The following is a 20,386-nucleotide window of genomic DNA, read 5'->3' as shown; positions in this document are numbered from 1 at the left end:
CTGCTCGTAAAGCGCGTGATGGTAGTGGATTGCCCGTGCGGTTGCGAGGCGGGCGTTGCGTGAACGCCCTTTTCGCGCTAAACCTGCGGCGGCCGGCGGTCCCGGCCCAACCCTGGAGAGCAGCATGATCAAAGTTGGCGAGCAACTGCCCGATTTAACACTTTACGAGTACAGCAGCGGCGAGGGCGGCTGCCCCGTCGGCCCGCAGGGGTTTTCCGTCAGCGACCGCTGCAAGGGCCGCAAAGTTGTGATATTCGCCTTGCCCGGCGCCTTCACGCCGACCTGCTCGGAGCGCCATGTGCCGGGTTACCTCGCTCATGCCCGTGAGCTGTTCGATGCCGGCGCCGACGAGATTCTCTGCGTGGCCGTGAACGATGCCTTCGTCATGGACGCCTGGGGCAAGACCTTCCCCACCCAAGGGTTGGTGCAGATGATCTCCGACGGTAACTGCGCCTTCACCGATGCCCTGGGCCTGGCCCAGGATTCCTCGGCCCGCGGCATGGGCCGGCGTTCGCAGCGTTATGCGCTGCTGGTGGACGACGGGCTGGTGCGGCATGTTGCTGTGGATGCGCCGGGCAAGCTTGAGGTGAGTGATGCACAGAGCCTGCTGGCGGTTTTGCAAGCCCAGGCCTGACGATACACCCCTGTAGGAGATTACCCAGCCCTGCTGCGGGCTGCGCTGTCGCGCAGAAAACAGAGTTCGTAAGGGCGCCAGATACCCTGTGGGAGCGGGTTTACCGGAGTGCCGGACCACCGCGAAGCAAGCGACGCGGAGTCTGGCACCGGCTTCGCCGGTGTTCGCGGGTAAACCCGCTCCCACAGGATCGCGGCAAACCCTGGGGCGGCGAACTGGCCTGAAAAACCTGCTCTTCGCTCAAGGCTCCTGCAGGCTACCCAAGGCTTGGCGCCCTTGCGCCGACAGAAACGGCTCCAACTGCTTCCAGCTGGCGCTTACATCCACATCACAACCATCGCCACTGGCGTGATTGGCCAAACGCATGCCCTGGGTGTTGAAACTCAGGTCATAGTAGCTGTAGCTGGCCACATCCGGGCAACCGTCATCCGCTTCAGCCTGGGTGCGCAGCCAGGTGGCAAATGGCTCGCTCAGGCTGACATGCCCGCCGTAGGGGCTGTACCACTGGTAGTCCATGCCCAGCCAGGCCCAAGGGTCGACGCTTTCACCCGTGCGCAGGTTCCAGCTGTGCAGCCCCCAGCCGATGCCGTTGGCGCCCATGCCGGCAGCCCAGCGATAGAACTTGACAGTGAGCCACCCCGAAGAGCGGTAAACAGGCTCCACGGTGATCTCGCTTGTGGCGACGTAGCCGTTGTAGCCCAACGAGCGGCGGCGCTCTTCGAAGTATTGCTCCTGGGCTTCGGGGTCAACCGCAAGCCGCGCCAGCTGCTGGTTGACCTTGGCGATGGCAGGGCCATCACCCACCAGTGTGAGCGTGACCTCGCTGCCTTGGGTCTTGGTCTGGTAGACATGCCCTTCGAAGGTGGTCTTCTGCACCTTCACCGGCAGCGGTGCGGCCTCCATCGGCGCGTTGTAGTCATCGCCACCGCAGTTTTCGGCGCTTGAGCGCGTCAGGGCCACGGGCAGCGCCTTACCGCCCTTGGCCTTGCTCCAGGTCCCCGTCAGGCTGTCACCTTGCGGGGCGTTCAATTGCCACAACCCGGTATCGCCTTCTTCGGCCCAGGGCTCGCCTGCGGCCTTCGGGGCCAGGCGAATCGGGGCCAGAAAACGCTGGTAGTAGTAGCTGCCGCTCTCGGTATCGGTGTTGAAGCAGGCCGTGATCGCGCTCTTGCCCAAGGTACCGTGCCAGACGCCGGCAAGCTCGGTGGAGGCGCCGGCAGGGCCCGCCGTAACGCTTAGAGCCAGCCCGGCAAGGGCGACACGCAGCATGCCCGCCTCATTGCTCGCCATGGGCGGCCTTCCATTCATCGATGTAGGCCTGGTAGGCATGCTCTTCGGTTTCGACTGTTTGGCCTGCGTAGGTGGCAAACAGCACGCCCGGCAGTTGCAGGCCGCGCTCGCGTAGGGTGGCCAGGTCCGGGACGAAGTTATCGGCGAACGGGTCGAAGGCGATGCTGTAGCTGCTGAAACCGCCCTCGGCGAAGCGCTGTACAAGGCCTGTGTAGAAGGCGTTTGCCTCGGACTCGGCGCCGGCTTGCCACCAGCCCTGGCCGTACCAGTACAGCAGCAGCGCGGTACCGGCGTCACACAGCGGGTGGGCGAGGATGGCCCGGGGCGCCAGCAGGCCGTCGTCCCAGTTCAGGTGGGCGGCCAGGTAATGGAGCTCCTGCTTGCTTTGCAGGTCGGCCACACATACCAGGTCTTGCGGCGCCTTGTAGAACTGCTCGCTCCAGTAGGTGAGGGTGTCGCGCATGTCGGCGTCTTCGAGCATGCCCAGCAGGGTGGCGCGGTCGGCGATGCCGTTGAGTTCGGCGCATTCGCTGGCACGCAGGAATTGCTCGCGGGTTAGCAGGCAGGGCATGGGGCGGTCGTCCTTGATAGAGGGTGGCAAAGCCGGGGTTGATAGCCCAGTTGGCCGGTAATATCAAGGGCGGGCGATAGGGCCGGTACAGGCTGTTTACAGTACCCCCTGCAAACTCTGCAGAATGGCGCCGGCATCGTACGGCTTGCGAATCACCGGCACCTGCTGCAAATGCCCTGGAATGCTCAGGCTGTCGCCATACCCGGTGGCGAACACGAACGGGATGCCCCGGCGCACCAGTTCATCGGCCACGCAGATCGAGGTGCCGGTGCCCAGGTTGATGTCCAGGATTGCGGCATGCGGCGTGCGGCTGCCCAGCAGGCGTAGCGCCTCGTCCTCGGAACTGGCGGTGATCACGTCCTTGATTTGCGCATCGTTGAGAATCTGCTCCAGGCCCACGGCGATCACCAGCTGGTCTTCGAGAATCAGCACGCAGGTGTCGCTGTGCGCGGCGAAGGCATTGGCGGCAGGCACCAGCGCTGCGGCCGGGCGGGCGGCTTCGGTGGCCTCGATCACCGTCAGGTGCCGCGCCGGGATCCTGAAGAAACCCTGCAGCCCTTCGGGCAAATACTGCACGCTGCTGGTGCCACCCAGATCGAACGGGATGCTGCGGTCGATCAGCACGGTGCCAAAGCCGCTGCGACGCGGCGCGCGCACCGTCGGGCCGCCGCTCTCGCGCCAGGTGATGTCGCAGGCATTGCCGGCATCCAGCGCCCAGCTCACGCTCAACTTGCCGCCGGCCTGGGACAGTGCGCCGTACTTGGCCGCGTTGGTCGCAAGCTCATGCAGTACCAGGGCCATCACCGAAAACGCACGGGCGTCGAGGATCACGTTGGGCCCGCACAGCTCGATGGCCTCGGCCGAGGTACGGTAGGGCGAAAGTTCGGCCTCCAGCAACACGGCCAGGCGCCCGCCGCCGTCGCCGCGCACCACTTGGTCGTGGGCCAGGGACAGTGCGTGGATGCGGCCCTTGAGCGTGGCCACGTAGCCCTTGAGGGTCTGGTTTTCCGTGGTGGGGTGGGCCACCAGGGCGCCGATCAGCGACAGGATGTTCTTTACCCGGTGGTTGAGCTCTTCGTTGAGGATGCGCTGGCGCACCTCGGCCTTGGAACGCTCGTTGGCCAGCAGCTCGCTGTTGTGCAGCGCCACCTCGACGATGGCGCTGCGGATGGCCTCGCCGAACTGGCGGTCCTGCTCGCACCAGGGCAGCGACTGCTGGTGCACGGTTTCCTTCCAGATGGCGAAGCTCTTGCGCGGCGTCAGGCGGTCGCCCAGCGCGCCGCTGCCGTAGGTCTTGTTCGGGTCGCCGGCCCAGTCCAAGGTTTCGACCACCTCCTTGCGAAACAGCATCAGGTAGTCGCGGGGCTGCTGCGACATGGGGATGACCAGCACCCCGGACACCTCGGCGAAATACTCCTGGGCTGCCGGGTGGGCCATTGACAGCCGGTTGGAGGCCCAAGTGCGGCCTTCGCAGACCCTTTCAGCCAAGCCCAGCAGGTCGGGCATGGCCGCCTTGGGCGGGGTGAGCCCGGCCGACGACCAGCGCCCCTGCAGCGACATGCCGATGCCGTCGCAGGGGATCAGCGACTGGAACTGCGCCAGGCGCGAATGGAAGAATGCCTCGATATCCTGTGCGTGGTTGGCGTCGCGCAGCAGGGTGTCCAGAGCCTTGTGCACCTTCACTGCGGCTTCGAGGCTTTGCCGGGTGCGCAGGGTCTGGATATGCAGCGAGAAGAACTCGCCGAACATTTCTGCCGCCACCCGTTGGCCCATGGCCAGGGTGCGCGGCGCGTAATGGTGGCAGGCAATCAGCCCCCACAGCTCGCCGTTGACGATTACCGAAATCGACATCGAGGCGCCCACGCCCATGTTGGTGAGGTATTCGCAGTGAATCGGCGAGACGCTGCGCAGGTGGGCGTAGGAGAGGTCCAGCGGTTCACCGGAGGGGTCGCGCACAGGCTCGATCGGCACGCTCTTGAACTTCGCGTCGCAGATCACCCGGATCGGGTTGCGCAGGTAAAGGGCGCGGGCCTGCTGGGGGATGTCCGAGGCCGGGAAGTACTGGCCTAGGAAGCTTTCCAGGTCGCCGCGCTTGGCCTCGGCCACCACCTTGCCGGCGCCGTCCGCACCCAGCTGGTAGATCATCACCCGGTCGTAGCCCAGCACCGCCCGCACAAAACGTGCGGCATCGCGAAACAGCCTGGTGGTCTGGTCGACTTCGCGCAGTTGGGCGATCAGCGTGCGGGCCAGCTCGATGGGCTCGGCGATGCTGGCGCCGGCCGGTTCGAACTCCAGGATGGCAGTGCCCTTGAACAGATGGGCGCTGATGTCGAAGGCGCGGCCGCTGGGCAAGTGCACGCCATAGGTCAGGGCCGGCCGCGCCGCTTCGCGGGTACGCGCCAGGGCATTGCGCAGGGTATGGGCCACCTCGGCGCCGAGCAGGGCGTGCAGCTTCTGGCCGTTGATCTCGCCCTGCACCCCGAGCATCTCGGCCAGGTTCGCCGAATGGCGCAACACCGTGACGGCCGACGCATCGCAGGCCAACAGGCAGCCATGGGGTTGGATACTGCCCGGAATCTGGATCGCTTCGCGGTCGCAGTTGGTCAGGTTGACTTGGGGGGTGTGGGTCATGGGGGCCTGCTGGAGGGGGCGTGGTGATGGCTCAGGTACAGTACAGCATTGGTTGGGCAAACGTGGGAATGTGCGGGCCAGATTTGTGCGAGGCATCTTCGTTCCCTGTAGGAGGCGGCCTTGTGTCGCGACTGGGTCGCGTAGCGGCCCCGGGATCTCTTCCTTTCAAAAATGCCGGGGCTGCTCTGCAGCCCAGTCGCGACACAAGGCCGCTTCCCACAAGATTGCGCGAGGCCAGAATCATGCGCTGTACGTGTTAGAAGCCGGCTCGCCGGCGATGGGGCCGGTTCAGGCAGCACAAGGCAGTTGCTCGCCGGTCTGCCAATCGCCTGAAGAGTACAAGTGTACTCCGCAGGCAAAAACAACACGCCAAGGCCCTTTCAGGGCATCATGAGCCTCCTCGTGCACTACCCCCCGGCAGCCCTGAACCATGTCCCGCCCGCTGTTCATCTCCCTCGACGGCCCCAAGGGCACCGGCAAGACCACTTTGCTCGAAACCGTCACCCAGGCCCTGCGCGCAAAAGGCCACAAGGTCATCCGCCTGAGTGAGCGCAACAACGACCCGTACCGCGCCGAAACCATGGCCCTGGTCAACCAGCTGGCGCGTAACCCCTGTGCGCAGTTGGAGCTGCAGGTGTGCGAGCGCCTGGCCGACAGCCGTGCCTGGATTTCGCAGCACGTGCTGCCCAACCAGCCTGCCGGCAGCCTTGTCCTGATCGACCGCTGGTACCCCTCCGACGCCGCGTTCCGCCGCCTTGTACCCTTTGCCGACATCCTGCAACTGAACCTCGAACGCAAGGTACAGGTGCCGGACCTGATGGTGGGTGTGGTCACCGCACCGCAAACCTCCTGGGCCAGGGCTGCGGCCCGCACCCGTGGGTTGGGCAGTACGGTAATGTTCACGCTGCAGGAGCAGGTGGCGAGTAGCGAGGCGTTCGAGCGGGCGGCGCTGGAGCAAGGCTGGCTGTTGTGCCGCAATGAAGGCACGGTCGAAGCGGCGACGCAGCAGGTGGTGGGGGAGATTTTGAAGCTGTTGTAGAACGTGGGAGCAGGCTTGCCCCCGATGCATACGACGCGGTGCATGGCACCGGCCATGCCGGTGATCGCGGGCAAGCCCGCTCCCACAGGGATCGCATGATCTCCAGGCTTGTGCGGTATCTGTAAGGGCCGGCACAGGTGGCACAACCCCTCAGCGCCCGGCAGCAATGCGCACCAGCAGGGGCAATACCAACGCCCACAAACCAGCCAACAGCAGTGCAGTCGCCAGCGCCCCCAGGGGCAACGCAACATCGGCCAGCCTCGCACCCCCCAGGTACGCCGGCGGCCCGCCCACGGCGCCGGCCAGCGCCCCAAGCCACAACGGCCGCCCGGCCCAGGCCAGGCAGTGGCGCATGCCGCTGGCCAGCACCAGCCATAACAATGCCAGCCAAAGCGGCAATGGCCAGGCGTCAAAAGCGAACACCCCCAGCGCCCCCAGCAGGCTGTCCAGCAGCCAGCCAAACAGCGCCACCCGGCACAACGCCTTGGCTTCACCGGCGGGGCTCAGGCGCAGGTGCAATGCCAGCCCCAACAAAACCGGTAGCAACAACCAGGGCCGTTGCGCTCCCAGCACGCACAACCACCAGCCGGCCTGCAGCCACAGGGCATTGGCCAGGCGCCAGCGAGCCTGGCCGGTCACGGCAACGGCGCGCGCCGTGCAGCGGGCCCCGCCCACAGCAATTGGGCCACGCCGATGGCGCGCTCCTCGAAACCGCCTTGGCAATAGCACAGGTAAAACTCCCACAAGCGCTGGAAGGTCTCGTCGTAGCCCATGCCGGTCAGCGTGCCCCGCGCCTGGCGCAGGTTGTCGCACCAGTGCTGCAGGGTGCGCGCGTAGTCGGCGCCGAAGTCTTCCAGGTGCACCAGGTTGAGCGCCGATTGGCGGCTGGCGGTGTGCAGCATCACGCTCAGCGACGGCAGCGCGCCGCCGGGGAAGATATAGCGCTGAATGAAGTCCACCGAGCGGCGCGCCTGCTGGTAGCGCTGGTCGCGGATGGTGATCGCCTGCAGCAGCATCAGCCCGTCGGGTTTGAGCAATGCTGCGCACTGGCGAAAGTAGGCCGGCAGGTAGCGGTGGCCCACGGCCTCGATCATTTCGATGGACACCAGCTTGTCGTAGCGGCCGGTGAGGTCGCGGTAGTCATCGCAGCGCACGGTCACCTGCTGCTCCAGACCCAGGGCCTGCACGCGCTGCAAGGTGTAGGTGTATTGCGCCTGCGAAAGCGTGGTGGTGGTGACCTTGCAGCCGTAACGGGTGGCAGCATGGATGGCCAGGCTGCCCCAGCCGCTGCCGATTTCCAGCAGGTGGTCGGCTGGGCTTAGCTCAAGCTTTTGGCAGATGCATTCGAGCTTGTGCAACTGCGCCTGCTCCAACGGTTGGCCCGGGTACTCGAAGCGCGCCGCAGAGTACATCATGCTTGGGTCGAGCAACTGCTCGAACAGCGCATTGCCCAGGTCGTAGTGGGCCAGAATGTTGCGCCGGGCGCCGCGCCGGCTGTTGCGGTTGAGCCGGTGCAGCAGGCGCAGGGCCGGGCGCCCCAGGCGTGCCAGGCCGCCTTCGAGGGCGTCGAGCACCGTAAGGTTGGCGACGAACAGGCGGGTTACCCGGGCCAGGTCCGGGCTGCGCCAGTAACCATGGATATACCCCTCGCCGGCACCGATCGAGCCATTGCCGGCCAGCAGGCCCCAGGCCGCGTCGTCGAGCACCTCCACCTCCGCCTGCAACGGGCTGTTTGCATCGCCGAAGCTCCACTGCCGGCCGTGGCTGAGCAGGCGCAGGTGGCCATGGCGCAGCTTGCCCAACTGGGCGAGCACGGCATTGCGGGCCAGATTGCCTAGCCAAAGCGTCAGGCCCGCGGGCTTGCTAACGCTCAGGGTGCTGTTGGGCATGGTCGGAGTCCTCGCTGGGTTGGCCGAGCGCCAGGTTGCCCCGGGCCTTGGCATGGTCATGGACGGGGGTACGTTTGAGCAGCAGGCGCAAGGCCTGCCAGTAGATGGCCGTAACGGTGCGCAGGCTCATCCACGGGAAAGCCAGGATGTAGCGGTGCAGCGCCTTGCGGTCCAATGGCTGGCGCTGCAGGGCAAGGGCAGCGGCAAACACCTGCTCGGCGCCTTGCCAGTTGTGCATGTGGATGCGCAGCCGCGCGGCATCGAGCTTCAAGCGCAGGTGGTAGTGCATGTTCAGCGGCATGAACGGTGATACGTGAAATGCCTTGGCCACCGTGAAGGCCGCCGCCTGGTTTTGCTGCACCGGCAGCACGTAGTGAAAGCGCTCGCGCCACGGCGTGTTGCGCACCTCCAGCAGAATCGCCGCCAGTTGCCCGCCTGCGTCATGGCAAAAGTAGAAACTCACCGGGTTGAACGACAGGCCCCAGCAGCGCAGTTGCGTCAGCAGGTGCACGGGGCCGGTGGGCGTGTGGCCGCAGGCCTGGCCTACCAGGGTACGTGCGGCTTCAGCCAGCGGCATGCCTTGGCCGGTCAGGGCCGGCAGGTAGTCGGTTTCACGCCAGCACAGCGGCGCCATGCGCCAACGCCCGAGCCAGCGCGACAGCCCCAGCCAGGCGGCCTGTTCGTCGAGGTCCAGGTAGAACATGCCGACCCGGTAACGGAAGGCATGGGCCCGCGGCACTTGGCGCCGGTGGCTGACCCAGCCCAGGCACAGGGCGCTGTTCACAGTTGCTCGCCAAAATGCCGGGCCACGGCCAGGGCGCTGTTCACCCCGTCTTCGTGGAAGCCGTTGCCCCAGTAGGCGCCGCAGAAGTAGCTGTGCCGCTGACCTTGCAATTGCTCTTGCCGGGCCTGTGCGGCAAGCGCGCCCTGGCTGTACTGCGGGTGGGCGTAGCTGTAGCGGGCGAGGATCTGCGCCGGGTCTACCTGCGCGGTCTGGTTCAGGCTGACGCAGAAGGTGGCTGGCGCTTGCAGGCCTTGGAGGAGGTTCATGTTGTAGGTCACTGCGGCGGGGGCTTGCTCGGCGTCACCCAGGCGGTAGTTCCAGCTGGCCCAGGCACGCCTTGTGCGTGGCAGCAGGCGGGTGTCGGTGTGCAGTACCACGTCGTTGGCTGCGTAGTGAATCGCCCCCAGTACCGCGTATTCCATGGGGCTGGGGGCCTCCAGCAGGGCCAGGGCCTGGTCGCTGTGGCAGGCCAGCACCACCTTGTCGAAGCGCTCGCTGCCGGCGCTGCTGAGCAGGGTGACGCCGGCCTCGTCGCGGCTGACTCGCTGCACCTTGCAACCAAGGCGGATGCCAGCTTCGAATGGCCGGCACAGCGGCGCCACATAGCTGCGCGAACCGCCCTGGATCACCCGCCATTGCGGGCGCTGGTTTACCGAAAACAGCCCGTGGTTGCGGCAGAACGTGACGAAAAAGTGCAGCGGGAACGCCAGCATGTCGGCGCGGGACATCGACCAGATTGCCGCCCCCATCGGCACGATGTAGTGCTCGATGCAGCGCTGGCCGTAGCCGTTGTCGGTCAGGTAGCTACCCAGGCTGGTACTGGCGCCGATGCGCCCGGCGTCCAGGTCGGCCACCGCCTGGCGGTTGAACCGCAGGATATCGCGCAACATCCCCCAGAACCCTGGCGATAGCAGGTTGCGGCGCTGGGCAAAGAGTGTGTTCAGGTCATGGCCGTTGTATTCCAGGCCGCAGGCCGGGGCATGCACGGAAAAACTCATCTCGGTTGGCTGGGTGGCCACCCCCAGCAGCTCGAGCAGGCGGATGAAGTTGGGGTAGGTCCAGTCGTTGAACACGATGAACCCGGTGTCGATGGCATAGCGCTCGCCGTGCCACTCGACATCTACGGTATGGGTGTGCCCGCCAATCCACGGTTCGGCTTCGAACAGCGTCACCAGGTGCTGGCGTGACAGCAGGTAGGCGCAGGTCAGGCCGGCGATGCCGCTGCCGATGATGGCGATATGCATTGGCTTACCCGTCCTTGTTCTGGCGTGCCATCCGTTTGCCCAATGCCAAGCGTAGACGCGCAGGCATGGCCCCGAGCAGGCGCAGCACAAAGGTGAAGAGGCCGGGGAAGGTGATTTCCAGCGGGCGGCGGGGCAGGCGCCGGGCGATATGTTCAGCGGCGCGCTGCGCCGACCACAGTTGCGGCATGGGGAAGTCGTTGCGCCGGGTGAGCGGTGTGTCGACAAAGCCCGGGCTGACCAGGGTGACATCGATGCCTTCGTGGGCCAGGTCGATGCGCAGCGACTCCACCAGGTAGCGCACCGCCGCCTTGGATGCGCCATAGGCGCCGGCCCGGGGCAGGGCCAGCCAGCTCACCGAGCTGCCCATCACCACCAGGTGCGGCTGGCGACCGGCGCGCAGCAAGGGCAGGGCGGCTGCCAGGCAATGGCTCAGGGCAATCACGTTGGTGCGCAGCACCCGCTCGATTAGCGCCGGGTCGAAATGCCCGGGCTCCAGGTACTCGCAGGTGCCGGCATTGAGGATCACGTAGTCCAGCGCACCCCAAGCCTGCTTGATGTGGCCGACGATGTCGGCAACCTGCTGCGGCTGGTCGAGGTCGCCGACCGCCAGCAGCACCTGCCCGGGGTAGCGCTCGGCCAGAGGCGTCAGCCGCTCGGCGTGGCGCCCGCCCACGGCCACCTGGTGGCCCTGTTCCAGCAGGCAGTGCGCCAGCGCCGCGCCAATGCCGCTGCTGGCGCCGGTCAGCCAGCAGCGGCTCATGCCAGCCGGCCCTTGAGCCAGCGGATGGCGCTGCCCATCAGCGGGATATGCTCGTACAGCAGGGCGCCGGCGTCGAAATAGTCACGGTGGGCGTACACCCGCTGGCGCCATTGCAGGTGGCTGCAACCCTGCACCTCGATCGGCTGGCCGCCGGCCAGGCGCGGGTGACAAAAGTGCAAGGTCCAGCGCAGGTAGCCTTGGCCTGGGGCCACTTCATCGGCGCCGCTGAAGCTGTAGCGGATGTTGTGCGCGTTGGCGTACAGCTGGGCGAAGTAGGCCTGCAGGGCGGCAAGGCCGTGGATGTGGTGCAGCGGATCGCGAAAGTCGATGTCTTCGCTGTACAGGCTGGCCAGCGTGTCGAGGTTGCCCGCGTTCAGCTGGGCGAAACGCTCGGCGAATTGCTGCAGGTAGACAGACATGGGCGGCTCCAGGTCATCTTGTACAAACTTGGCTTGTTGTACAGGTATACCTTGAAGCCTATGTGCGAATCTGTACAAGTCAACGAGGTTGTACAAATTTATTTCGCAATAACGGCGTGCGGCAGCGGCTGTAGCCGCGAACACCGGCGCAGCCGGTGCCATAATTGCCCGCGCACTCCCGGGCGCTGCGCAGTAAACTGCACGGCCCGTCGTGTTGTACGGGCCTTTCAACCGTGTAAATGCAGATTTTTTCAATGCCGATTCAACCCAGGACCCGTTACCGCTACCTCACTTGCGGTACCCGCGTGTCTTTTTATTTTGTTTGCCTTGCCACCAGCGCGCCGGCCTTCGCCGAGCAGCAGAGCTACACCCTTGACCCGGTGGCCGTCACCGGCACCTACGTGCCCACCTCGACCTTCGACACCCCGGCCTCGCTGGATGTGGTGAGCCACGAGCAGATCACCGACGGCCAGGCTGGGGTCAACCTGTCTGAAGCGCTGGCGCGGGTGCCCGGAGTGGTGGTGCAAAACCGCCAGAACTACGCCCAGGACCTGCAGGTATCCACCCGTGGTTACGGCGCCCGCTCGGCGTTCGGTATCCGTGGCATCAAGCTGCTCAGCGACGGCATTCCGGCCAGCACCCCGGACGGCCAGGGCCAGGCCGCCTCGCTTAACCTGGATGTGGCCGAGCGCATCGAAGTGCTGCGCGGCCCGGCCTCGGCCATTTACGGCAGCAATGCCGGCGGCGTGGTCCAGATGTTCACCAAGGACGGCAGCGGGCCCGCCACCGTGGGCGCCGGCGCTTTGCTCGGCAGCGACGGCTTCGTCAAAAACCACCTTTACGGCCAGGGCGGTAACGACCAGGCAGGCTTTGTGCTGGACGCCTCGCGCATGGACACCGACGGCTACCGCGACCACAGCGCCGCGCGCCGTGACCAGACCTTCGCCAAGGTGCATGTACGCCCCGACGACGACAGCCGGCTGGCGCTGACCTTCAGCACCCTGGAGCAGAACGGCACCCAGGACCCGCTGGGCCAGACCTGGAGCGCCTACAGGGCCGACCCGCGCTCGGTGAGCAGCCGCGCCGAGGAGTACAACACGCGCAAGAGCATCCACCACCAGCAGGTCGGCATGAACTACGAGCGCAACTTCGGCGAGGCCACGCTGCAGTTCAACCTGTATGCCGGGCAGCGCAGTGTTATTCAGTACCTGTCCATCCCCAAGGGCACGCCGGCCAACAACCGCGGTGGCGGCGTGGTCGACTTCGACCGCCAGTTCCACGGTGGCACTGTGCGTTGGGTGCAGCCCATCACCGCAGCGCCGGGCTTGCTGACGCTGACCTACGGCGTCGATTACGACCAGAGCCGTGACGACCGCCGCGGCTACCAGAACTACAGCGGCAACGTGCTGGGCGTGAAAGGCGAACTGCGCCGCGACGAAGTCGACACCGCCACCAGCCTGGACCCTTACGTGCAAGCCCATTGGGAGCTGGAGCGCTGGACCTTCGAGGCCGGGGTACGGCACAGCAGCATGGAAATGGAGGTGGATGACCACTACCTGTCCAATGGCGATTCCAGCGGCTCGAAAACCTACCAGCGCACCACGCCGACGGCGTCGGTCATGTATGCCTTTACGCCCGACCTGAATGGCTACGTCAGCGTCGGCAAGGCCTTCGAAACCCCGACCCAGGCCGAAATGGCCTACGCCCCGGGGGCCAGCGAGGCCTTCAACTTCGGCCTCAAGCCTGCCACCAGCACGCAGTACGAAGTGGGTTTGAAAATGCGCCTGGCCGAGCAGGCCCGCTTGAACGTGGCGCTGTTCGAGATCCACACCGAGGACGAGATTGTGGTGGCTGGGTCCAACGCGGGCCGTACCAGCTACGACAACGGCGGCAAGACGCTGCGCCGAGGCCTGGAGGTCGGGTTGCAGGCGCCGTTGGCCGAGCAGTGGCAGTTGAACCTGGCCTACACCCACCTGGATGCGACGTACCAGGATGATGTGAATGCCACGATCGAGAAGGGCAACCGCCTGCCAGGCGTGCCCCGCGACAGCCTGTTCGGCGAGCTGGTGTGGCGGCCGGTGGCCGGGCTTAGCACCGCGCTGGAGGGGCAGTACCGCAGCCAGGTGTATGTGGAGGACAGCAACGACCAGAAGGCTGCGCCGGCGTACACGGTGTTCAACTGGCGGGCGCGGATGGAGCAGAAGCTTGAGCGCTTCACGCTTTATGAGATGGTGCGGGTGGACAACCTGCTGGATAAGCAGTACGTGGGGTCGGTGATTGTGGGGGATAGCAATGGCCGGTATTACGAAGCGGCGCCTGGGCGGTCGTGGTACGCCGGGGCGGGGGTCGAGTACCGGTTCTGAGTAACGTGCCACCGCCGTGGATGGCACCGGCTGCGCCGGTATCGCGGGCAAGCCCGCTCCTACAGGGGCTACGTAAGCTTCACACGGCTTGCCGGCGATGAGGCCCTGACAGGCAACGCACAATCACCCGCTGACAACGCGATGGCAGCAACTATTGGCTAGCGCTTTGCGGCGCCTCACGCGCCAGCATGCTCAGTTGCAGGCTGAGGGTTTCAAGGCTGAACGGCTTGGTGACAAGCGCCATGCCTGGCTCCAGTGGGTAATCCTCCAGCGCCTTGGGCTCCACGTAGCCGGTCATCAACAACACTGGCAACCCGGGCCTGCGGCTGCGTGCCGCCTCAGCCATGCGTCGCCCGTCGGTGCCGCCGGGCAGGCCGATGTCGGTTACCAGCAGGTCGATACGGGTGTCGGAGGCCAGCAGCTGCAGCCCGGCCTGGGAGTCGGCAGCCTCGACCACGACGTAACCGAGGCCGCCGAGCACTTCGCTGACGAACATGCGCACCGAAGGTTCGTCATCGACCACCAGCACGGTCGCGCCCGGTTTGGCGGTGGGCGCCTGGCTGGTGGTTGCCACTGCCGCTGGCGCCAGGGCCTGGCCGGCATGACAAGGCAACTGCAGGCACACCTGTGTGCCTGCGCCCGGTTGCGACTGAAGTTTGAGCTGCCCCTGTGACTGGCGGGTAAAGCCATACACCATCGACAGGCCCAGGCCGCTGCCGGCACCGACCGGTTTGGTGGTGAAAAACGGCTCGCAGGCTTTGGCCAGGGTGGGTTCATCCATGCCGATACCGTTGTCGGTCACGCGAATGGTCAGGTAGTCGCCGGGCTTGAGCTGCGCATCCTGCGGCTCGCCAGCCTGCAGCGCCTGGTTGAAGGTTTCGACGGTGATCGAGCCGCCCGCCGGCAGCGCATCGCGAGCGTTGATGCACAGGTTGAGCAGCGCGTTCTCGACCTGGGCCGGGTCGACCAGGCAGGTGGCCTGGGCTGCGGACAACCGCACCCCCAGCTGTACCGACGGCCCTACGGTACGGCGGATCAGGTCTTCCATGCCGCCGATCAGCTGGTTGACGTTGGTGAGCACCGGCACCAGGGTTTGCCGGCGCGAAAACGCCAGCAGCCGATGGGTCAGGGCAGCCGCGCGTTGCGCCGCGCCGTAGGCCACCGACAGGTAACGCTCAAGGTCCGCCGTGCGGCCTTTGCTCAACTGCAGCTTGATCAGGTCGAGGCTGCCGACGATCCCCGCCAGCAGATTGTTGAAGTCGTGGGCGATGCCCCCGGTCAGTTGCCCGACGGCTTCCATTTTCTGCGACTGGCGCAGCGCAGCTTGCGCGGCTTCGTTCTCGGCTATGGCTGCAGCGACCCTGGCCTCCAGTTGCTGGTTGAGTTGCAGCAGCGCAGCTTCTGCAGTCTTGCGCGCGGTGACGTCGATGGACGAGCCGATCAGCCCGATGACTTCGCCGCTTGCGCTGAACATCGGCGCCTTGACCGACAGCCAGTAGGTTTCAGAGCCGTCGGGCATGTCCACCTGTTCCTCCACCTGTACGGCCTTGCCGCCGTGCATGATGCGCTGGTCGGTGGCCATTACCTGGCGGGCCTGGGCCTTGTCCTCGAGGATTTCCAGGTCGGTCTTGCCCAGGTAGAACTCAGGCGGCTTGCCGATCAACCGGGTGGCGCCGTCGTTGGCCATCAGCAACCTGCCGTCGCGGTCCTTGGCGTAGACCACGCCTGGCACTGCGGCGGTGAACGAGCGCAGCAAAGCGGATACCTGGTCGCGTTCGGCCTCAGCCACCTTGCGCGACTCGATGTCCATCAGCACGCCCGGGAAGCGCACCGCCACGCCGCTGGCATCCAGCTCGGCGCGGCCGTTGGCTTCGATCCAGCGAAAGCAACCGTCGGGCTGGCGCACCCGGTATTCACAGCGGAACTTGCCCCCGCAGGCCATGGCATCGGCGATGTGCTGGTTCAGGCGGGCGTGGTCGTCGGGGTGAATGGAGGTGAAGGCTTCCTCGATCGGGATGCCACTGAGGCACCTTGCCGGCGGCAAGCCGAAGGAGCGGGCGAAACGCTCGTCGGCGGTGACGCTGTTGTTGGGGATGTCCCAGACCCAGGTTCCGACGATGGCCCCGGCGTCCAGGGCCAGTTGCAGGCGCTCGGCGGCATCTGCCGCAAAGGGCTGCGCAGGCTTGGCGTGCTCGGTTGCCTCAGGGTTGGTGGTGTCCATCCGTTACTCCTGCTGGTGTGTTGCCCGGGTGCCTGATTCGGTTCGCAGGCAAGGCGCTTGAATACACGGTAAGGGGCGTGCGTTTCAAGGTGCATGGCAAAACCTTGCAGCCTGGGTGACGGTTTTGCGGCCTTGGGTTGGCTGTGCCGGCCTCATCGCCGGCAAGCCGGCTCCTAAACGGGCCGCGTGTGCGTGAAAATCATGCGGGCCTTGTGTCGCTAACGGCCCGGCGCAGGTCGGCGATGTCGCGTTTGGGCGGCCGGCCAAACTGCCGGCCGTACTCGCGGCTGAACTGCGAAGGGCTTTCGTAACCCACCTTGAAGCCGGCAGTAGCTGCGTCGAGGTTGTCGTTGAGCATCATGCGCTTGGCTTCGTTCAGCCTGATCCACTTCTGGTACTGCAGCGGGCTCATGGCGGTCAGTTGGCGAAAGTGCTGGTGAAAGGTCGAAATACCCATCTGCACCTGGGACGCCAGGTCCTCTACCCGCAGCGGCGAGGCGTAGTTGAGCTTGATCCAGTCGATGGCCTTGGCGATGCGGTGGCCCTTGCTGCCCACCGAGGCGATGTGGCGCAACAGCGGCGCCTGGTCGCTCATCAGCAGGCGGTAGTGGATTTCCCGTTGCAGCATGGGCCAGAGCACGGGAATCGCCTCGGGCTCATGCAGCAACTCGCCCAGCCGGGCGAAGCTGGCCAGCAGCCGGGGGCTTGCCGTGCCGATGCCGGCGCTACCCTCGACGGGCTGGCCGGTGGACGGTAGCCGCACATCCTGGGCGATCAGCTCGGCCAAGGTGCGCAGGTCGAGCTTGAATACCAGCCCCAGGCAGGGCGCGCCGGTGCTTGCGGCGGTTACCGAGGAGTGTGCGGGCAGGCTCAGGGAGGTCACCAGAAAACGCTGGGGGTCGTAGGGGTAGGCGTCGCCGCCGATGACCATCTGCTTGGCCCCTTGCACCACCAGCACCACGCTGGGCTCCACCATGCAGGTGGCGGGCGGGCAGGGTACATCGCGCCGGTAGAGCACCAGGTCGGCGATGGGCGTGCGGTAGTCACCGGGGCCCGGGGTTTGGGAGGCGATGACTTCGACCAGCGACTGCAGGGAGGCAGCAGCAGAAGGGGCGGCGGCAGGTGCATTCATGGCGGTAATGTCCGGAGGGGGCTGCTGGCACTCTATGCCCTGGCGTTTTTGGCTGTCCAGCGCGCTGCCCAGGCAGTTGGACGAATAGGCAAGAAAGCCGGGTGATCGCTCTACTGATCGGCCGGGCCTGGCTGGGAAGATGGCAATCCCTTGTGTTTGCCCGCCGAGTACCTTCATGAGTAGCACCCTTGTAAACGCCCACGCCAGCAGCCGCCCTTTTTGGGGCGCCGTGCTGGCGATGTCGCTTTGCGCCTTTGCGCTGGTGGCGTCCGAATTTTTGCCGGTCAGCCTGCTGACACCGATTGCCACCGACCTTTCGCTCAGCGAAGGGCAGGCGGGCCAGGCGATTTCGGTTTCAGGCTTTTTTGCCGTGATCACCAGCCTGCTGGTGGGCTCGCTGACCCAGGGCATAGACCGCAAGCCGGTACTGCTGGCCACCACCGCATTGATGCTGGTGTCGGGGGCGTTGGTGGCGTTTGCGCCCAACTACCCGTTGCTGATGGTGGGCCGGGCGATACTCGGCGTGGCGATTGGTGGCTACTGGTCGATGTCCACGGCGGTGATGATGCGCATCGCCCCGGAAGCGATGGTGCCCAGGGCCATTGCAGTGATGCAGGGTGGCACCGCCCTGGCCACCGCCATCGCCGCGCCGCTGGGTAGCTACCTGGGCGGCATGATCGGTTGGCGCGGGGCGTTCTTCTGCGTGGTGCCGCTGGCCGTGCTGGCGCTGCTGTGGCAGGCGCTCACCCTGCCGTCGATGCCGAGCGAGCGCACCCCGGGGGCTTCTGCCGGGGCGCTGCGGCTGTTGAAGGATGGCAAGGTCGCATTGGGCATGGCGGCGGTGGCCTGCCTGTTCATGGGGCAGTTCACCCTGTTCACCTACCTGCGGCCGTTTTTGGAGAGCGTGACCCATGTGGATGTGCCGACGCTGTCGGTGCTGCTGCTGATCATCGGCGTTGCCGGGTTGCTCGGCACCTTGCTGGTGGGCGGGCTGGTAAGCCGGCAGCTGTTCAGGGTGCTGCTGGGGATTCCGTTGTTGATGGCCGGTATTGCCTTTGCCGTGCTGTGGGCCGGCAGCTGGGTGGCACCGACTGCGGTGTTGCTGGGGGCCTGGGGGCTGGTTGCCACCTGCGCGCCGGTGGGGTGGTTCACCTGGCTGGCCAGGGTGTTGCCCGAAGATGCCGAGGCCGGGGGCGGGCTGATGGTGGCGGTGATTCAGTTGGCGATTACCGCCGGGGCTACGGTGGGTGGGGTGCTGTATGACAACGTCGGGTACCAGGCGACCTTCATTGCCAGTGGGGTGATGCTGTTGGTGGCGGCCGGGTTGAGCCTCAGGGCTTCGCGTGGGTAGTTGAGCGCAGTGCAGTGGTGGATGAGACCGGCTTTGCCGGTGATCGCGGGCAAGCCCGCTCCTACAGGGGCCGCATGAGCTTCAGGACCGCGCTGTACCTGCAGGAGCCGGCTTGCCGGCGATGAGGTCTGTGCAGGCGTTCAGGCGCTGTAGCGCGGCGCAAGACGGTTGCTGGACAGCTGGCCGAACAGGGCCTGGCGGCTGGTTTCGTAGTGCTCGTAGGCTTGCAGGTCTTGCACCGACGGCAGGGAAATCAGCACGCCGTTGTCGAAGTCCTGCAACGCACCGTCCACCAAGTGTTCGGCCGACATCACGATGCCGGGGTCAAGGTTCTCCACCGGCAGGCCGCCGATTTGCCAGAAGTCGGTGGCCGTAGCCCCTGGCAATACTGCCTGCACCTGCACGCCCTTGCCCGCCAGCTCCTTGTTCAGCGCCTGGGTAAACGCCGTGACATACGCCTTGCTGCCGCCGTACACGCCGTTGAGCAGCTCTGGCGCCAGGCTGACGATGGACGACAGGTTGATCACCGCGCCGTTGTGGCGGGCGACGAACCCTGGCACGGCGGCGTAGGTGAGGCGGGTGAGGGCGGTGACGTTGAGGCTGATCATCTCGGCCATGCGATCCACGTCGCTGTCCAGCAGCCCGGTATGGGTGCCAATGCCGGCGTTGTTCACCAGCAGGCTGATGCTGGCGTCTTCGCGCAACTTGCGCTCGACCTGGGCCAGGTCGCCAGCATTGGCCAGGTCTGCCGGCAGCACCTCGACGTTCTGCCGGGTTTCGCTGGTAAGCCGGGCGGCCAGGGCGTTGAGCCGCTCGCGGTTGCGGGCCACCAGCACCAGGTCGTAGCCGCGGCGGGCCAGGCGTTCTGCGTAGATCGAACCGATACCGGTAGAAGCGCCGGTGATCAGCGCGGTGCCTTTGAATGGCTGGGTCATGGTGATGCTCCGTTGCGTTGGGTGTGGAGCCATCATGCACAATGCGCTTTGTGTCTTGAATGACGTATATGGTAGCTTTTCAGGACATAGCACAGAGGAACGCCCCATGCACCGGGTCGGCTACCTGATTACCGAAGGCTTCCAGGTCATGTCCCTGGCCACCCAGACCGTGTTCGAGTTCGCCAACCTGGTGGCGTGCGACACGGTCTATTGCATTCAGAACTTCTCCATCGACGGCGGCACCGTGCGCTCGTCGCTGGGCATGCACATCGACACCCTGCCCCTGGGCGCCCCGGGCCTGGCCGACACCTGGATGGTCACCGGCACCCTGACCCCGCTGACGCCGCCCGGCGACGCCGTGCTGGCCAGCGTGCGCGGCTTCGTCGACGGCGCACGGCGTACCGCCGGCCTGTGCACCGGCTGTTTTGTGCTGGCGCAGGCCGGCGTGCTGGACGGCCGCCGCGCCACCACGCATTGGGCTTATGCGCCCAAGCTGCGTGAGCTGCACCCGCGCATCCAGGTGGAGGAAGACCGGATTTTCATCGTCGATGGCTCCATCTGGACCTCCGCCGGCATGACCGCCGCCCTGGACATGGCGCTGGGCATGGTGGAGAAGGACCTGGGCACTGAAGTGGCCAGGTCGGTGGCGCACAAGCTGGTGATGCACCAGCGCCGCTCCGGCGGGCAATCGCAGCATTCCGAGCTGTTGGCGTTGTCGCCCAAGTCCGACCGCATGCAGACCGCGCTGGATTACGCCCGCAAACACCTCAGCCGGCCGCTGAGTGTGGAGGAGTTGGCCGACGTGGTGCACCTGAGCCCGCGCCAGTTCACCCGGGTGTTCACCGCCGAGACCGGGCAATCACCGGCCAAGGCCGTGGAAAGCCTGCGCCTGGAGGCCGCGCGCTTGATGATCGAGCAGACCCGGCACAGCCTGGACGTGGTGGCCCGGGAGACCGGTTTCAGGGACCGTCGGCACCTGCGCGAGGTGTTCATGCGCGGCTTCGGCGTACCGCCCCAGGCCGTGCGCCGGGATGCGCGGCGGGTAGAAACGGGGGCGGTATCCGATGCACTGTAGGAGATCACCCAGCCCTGCGGGCTGCGCTGTCGCGTAGAGCAGAATTCG

Annotated in this window: 17 protein-coding genes; 5 read left to right on the top strand and 12 right to left on the bottom strand. The window is 66.1% G+C overall.

From position 1 onward, the window contains the following. Positions 1-124 precede the first annotated feature (124 nt). Complete coding sequence (locus KSS93_RS16845) at positions 125-634, top strand: peroxiredoxin (RefSeq protein WP_217885122.1); 510 nt, start codon at positions 125-127, stop codon at positions 632-634. Positions 635-874: 240 nt separating this feature from the next. Here the strand turns inward: KSS93_RS16845 and KSS93_RS16840 are convergent, their stop codons facing one another. The 3 genes from KSS93_RS16840 to KSS93_RS16830 all read right to left on the bottom strand — a co-directional run bounded on the left by KSS93_RS16840 (position 875) and on the right by KSS93_RS16830 (position 5,126). Further along, on the bottom strand, positions 875-1,924 hold the full coding sequence (locus KSS93_RS16840; protein WP_437182049.1) for a hypothetical protein: 1,050 nt from the start codon (positions 1,922-1,924) through the stop codon (positions 875-877). Further along, on the bottom strand, positions 1,911-2,495 hold the full coding sequence (locus tag KSS93_RS16835) for a DUF4274 domain-containing protein (protein ID WP_217885121.1): 585 nt from the start codon (positions 2,493-2,495) through the stop codon (positions 1,911-1,913). Before KSS93_RS16835 ends, KSS93_RS16840 begins: the two co-directional genes overlap by 14 nt. 96 nt (positions 2,496-2,591) lie before the next feature. Next, positions 2,592-5,126 carry an HWE histidine kinase domain-containing protein gene (locus tag KSS93_RS16830; protein WP_217885120.1) on the bottom strand — a complete coding sequence of 845 codons (2,535 nt, stop codon included), beginning with the start codon at positions 5,124-5,126 and terminating at the stop codon, positions 2,592-2,594. A 430-nt stretch (positions 5,127-5,556) separates the two neighbouring features. Between KSS93_RS16830 and KSS93_RS16825 the strand changes: the two genes are divergently transcribed. Further along, the gene (locus tag KSS93_RS16825; protein WP_217885119.1) at positions 5,557-6,165 is read left to right on the top strand and encodes a dTMP kinase; all 609 of its coding nucleotides are present in this window, start codon (positions 5,557-5,559) and stop codon (positions 6,163-6,165) included. Positions 6,166-6,315: 150 nt separating this feature from the next. On the opposite strand, the gene KSS93_RS16820 is transcribed toward KSS93_RS16825, so the two are convergent. Genes KSS93_RS16820 through KSS93_RS16795 form a run of 6 tightly spaced genes read right to left on the bottom strand, consistent with a single transcriptional unit; the run spans position 6,316 to position 11,261 of the window. Further along, on the bottom strand, positions 6,316-6,804 hold the full coding sequence (locus tag KSS93_RS16820; RefSeq protein WP_225917201.1) for a DUF2878 domain-containing protein: 489 nt from the start codon (positions 6,802-6,804) through the stop codon (positions 6,316-6,318). Next, positions 6,801-8,054, bottom strand: coding sequence for an SAM-dependent methyltransferase (locus KSS93_RS16815; RefSeq protein ID WP_217885117.1), 1,254 nt, complete (start codon positions 8,052-8,054; stop codon positions 6,801-6,803). Before KSS93_RS16815 ends, KSS93_RS16820 begins: the two co-directional genes overlap by 4 nt. Beyond that, positions 8,029-8,838: a DUF1365 domain-containing protein gene (locus KSS93_RS16810; protein WP_217885116.1), complete on the bottom strand. Its 810-nt coding sequence runs from the start codon at positions 8,836-8,838 to the stop codon at positions 8,029-8,031. The genes KSS93_RS16815 and KSS93_RS16810 overlap by 26 nt, the downstream gene beginning before the upstream one ends. Then, positions 8,835-10,082, bottom strand: a complete 1,248-nt coding sequence (locus tag KSS93_RS16805) for an NAD(P)/FAD-dependent oxidoreductase (protein WP_217885115.1) — start codon at positions 10,080-10,082, stop codon at positions 8,835-8,837. The genes KSS93_RS16810 and KSS93_RS16805 overlap by 4 nt, the downstream gene beginning before the upstream one ends. A 4-nt stretch (positions 10,083-10,086) precedes the next feature. Continuing rightward, positions 10,087-10,842 carry an SDR family NAD(P)-dependent oxidoreductase gene (locus tag KSS93_RS16800; protein WP_217885114.1) on the bottom strand — a complete coding sequence of 252 codons (756 nt, stop codon included), beginning with the start codon at positions 10,840-10,842 and terminating at the stop codon, positions 10,087-10,089. Then, complete coding sequence (locus KSS93_RS16795) at positions 10,839-11,261, bottom strand: nuclear transport factor 2 family protein (protein WP_217885113.1); 423 nt, start codon at positions 11,259-11,261, stop codon at positions 10,839-10,841. Before KSS93_RS16795 ends, KSS93_RS16800 begins: the two co-directional genes overlap by 4 nt. A 254-nt stretch (positions 11,262-11,515) precedes the next feature. On the opposite strand from KSS93_RS16795, the gene KSS93_RS16790 reads away from it, so the two are divergent. After that, complete coding sequence (locus KSS93_RS16790) at positions 11,516-13,624, top strand: TonB-dependent receptor family protein (RefSeq protein WP_217885112.1); 2,109 nt, start codon at positions 11,516-11,518, stop codon at positions 13,622-13,624. Between the two features lie 151 nt (positions 13,625-13,775). On the opposite strand, the gene KSS93_RS16785 is transcribed toward KSS93_RS16790, so the two are convergent. Together KSS93_RS16785 and KSS93_RS16780 are read right to left on the bottom strand one after the other, a co-directional pair. Continuing rightward, on the bottom strand, positions 13,776-15,845 hold the full coding sequence (locus KSS93_RS16785; RefSeq protein WP_217885111.1) for a hybrid sensor histidine kinase/response regulator: 2,070 nt from the start codon (positions 15,843-15,845) through the stop codon (positions 13,776-13,778). Between the two features lie 199 nt (positions 15,846-16,044). Beyond that, complete coding sequence (locus KSS93_RS16780; protein WP_217885110.1) at positions 16,045-16,977, bottom strand: AraC family transcriptional regulator; 933 nt, start codon at positions 16,975-16,977, stop codon at positions 16,045-16,047. A 175-nt stretch (positions 16,978-17,152) separates the two neighbouring features. Here KSS93_RS16780 and KSS93_RS16775 point away from each other — a divergent pair, with 175 nt between their 5' ends. After that, entirely contained in the window at positions 17,153-18,328 is a 1,176-nt protein-coding gene (locus KSS93_RS16775; RefSeq protein WP_217885109.1) for an MFS transporter, read from the top strand. Positions 18,329-18,468: 140 nt separating this feature from the next. Here KSS93_RS16775 and KSS93_RS16770 read toward each other — a convergent pair whose 3' ends face one another. Beyond that, positions 18,469-19,263: an SDR family NAD(P)-dependent oxidoreductase gene (locus KSS93_RS16770; protein WP_217885108.1), complete on the bottom strand. Its 795-nt coding sequence runs from the start codon at positions 19,261-19,263 to the stop codon at positions 18,469-18,471. A gap of 106 nt (positions 19,264-19,369) precedes the next feature. Between KSS93_RS16770 and KSS93_RS16765 the strand changes: the two genes are divergently transcribed. After that, complete coding sequence (locus KSS93_RS16765; protein WP_217885107.1) at positions 19,370-20,338, top strand: GlxA family transcriptional regulator; 969 nt, start codon at positions 19,370-19,372, stop codon at positions 20,336-20,338. Positions 20,339-20,386: the final 48 nt, after the last annotated feature.

Origin of the sequence: Pseudomonas xanthosomatis (assembly GCF_019139835.1) — a bacterium.
GTDB classification, from domain to species: Bacteria; Pseudomonadota; Gammaproteobacteria; order Pseudomonadales; family Pseudomonadaceae; genus Aquipseudomonas; species Aquipseudomonas fakonensis.
This window is presented reverse-complemented; position numbering and strand designations above follow the sequence as displayed.

Excerpts from the sequence above, each read along its gene's own strand:
- KSS93_RS16835 (WP_217885121.1), bottom strand. The coding sequence starts at position 2,495 with ATGCCCTGCCTGCTAACCCGCGAGCAATTCCTGCGTGCCAGCGAATGC.
- KSS93_RS16770 (WP_217885108.1), bottom strand. The coding sequence starts at position 19,263 with ATGACCCAGCCATTCAAAGGCACCGCGCTGATCACCGGCGCTTCTACC.
- KSS93_RS16765 (WP_217885107.1), top strand. The coding sequence starts at position 19,370 with ATGCACCGGGTCGGCTACCTGATTACCGAAGGCTTCCAGGTCATGTCC.
- KSS93_RS16785 (WP_217885111.1), bottom strand. The coding sequence starts at position 15,845 with ATGGACACCACCAACCCTGAGGCAACCGAGCACGCCAAGCCTGCGCAG.
- KSS93_RS16840 (WP_437182049.1), bottom strand. The coding sequence starts at position 1,924 with ATGGCGAGCAATGAGGCGGGCATGCTGCGTGTCGCCCTTGCCGGGCTG.
- KSS93_RS16775 (WP_217885109.1), top strand. The coding sequence starts at position 17,153 with ATGAGTAGCACCCTTGTAAACGCCCACGCCAGCAGCCGCCCTTTTTGG.
- KSS93_RS16830 (WP_217885120.1), bottom strand. The coding sequence starts at position 5,126 with ATGACCCACACCCCCCAAGTCAACCTGACCAACTGCGACCGCGAAGCG.
- KSS93_RS16815 (WP_217885117.1), bottom strand. The coding sequence starts at position 8,054 with ATGCCCAACAGCACCCTGAGCGTTAGCAAGCCCGCGGGCCTGACGCTT.
- KSS93_RS16825 (WP_217885119.1), top strand. The coding sequence starts at position 5,557 with ATGTCCCGCCCGCTGTTCATCTCCCTCGACGGCCCCAAGGGCACCGGC.
- KSS93_RS16790 (WP_217885112.1), top strand. The coding sequence starts at position 11,516 with ATGCCGATTCAACCCAGGACCCGTTACCGCTACCTCACTTGCGGTACC.
- KSS93_RS16780 (WP_217885110.1), bottom strand. The coding sequence starts at position 16,977 with ATGAATGCACCTGCCGCCGCCCCTTCTGCTGCTGCCTCCCTGCAGTCG.
- KSS93_RS16805 (WP_217885115.1), bottom strand. The coding sequence starts at position 10,082 with ATGCATATCGCCATCATCGGCAGCGGCATCGCCGGCCTGACCTGCGCC.
- KSS93_RS16800 (WP_217885114.1), bottom strand. The coding sequence starts at position 10,842 with ATGAGCCGCTGCTGGCTGACCGGCGCCAGCAGCGGCATTGGCGCGGCG.
- KSS93_RS16845 (WP_217885122.1), top strand. The coding sequence starts at position 125 with ATGATCAAAGTTGGCGAGCAACTGCCCGATTTAACACTTTACGAGTAC.
- KSS93_RS16795 (WP_217885113.1), bottom strand. The coding sequence starts at position 11,261 with ATGTCTGTCTACCTGCAGCAATTCGCCGAGCGTTTCGCCCAGCTGAAC.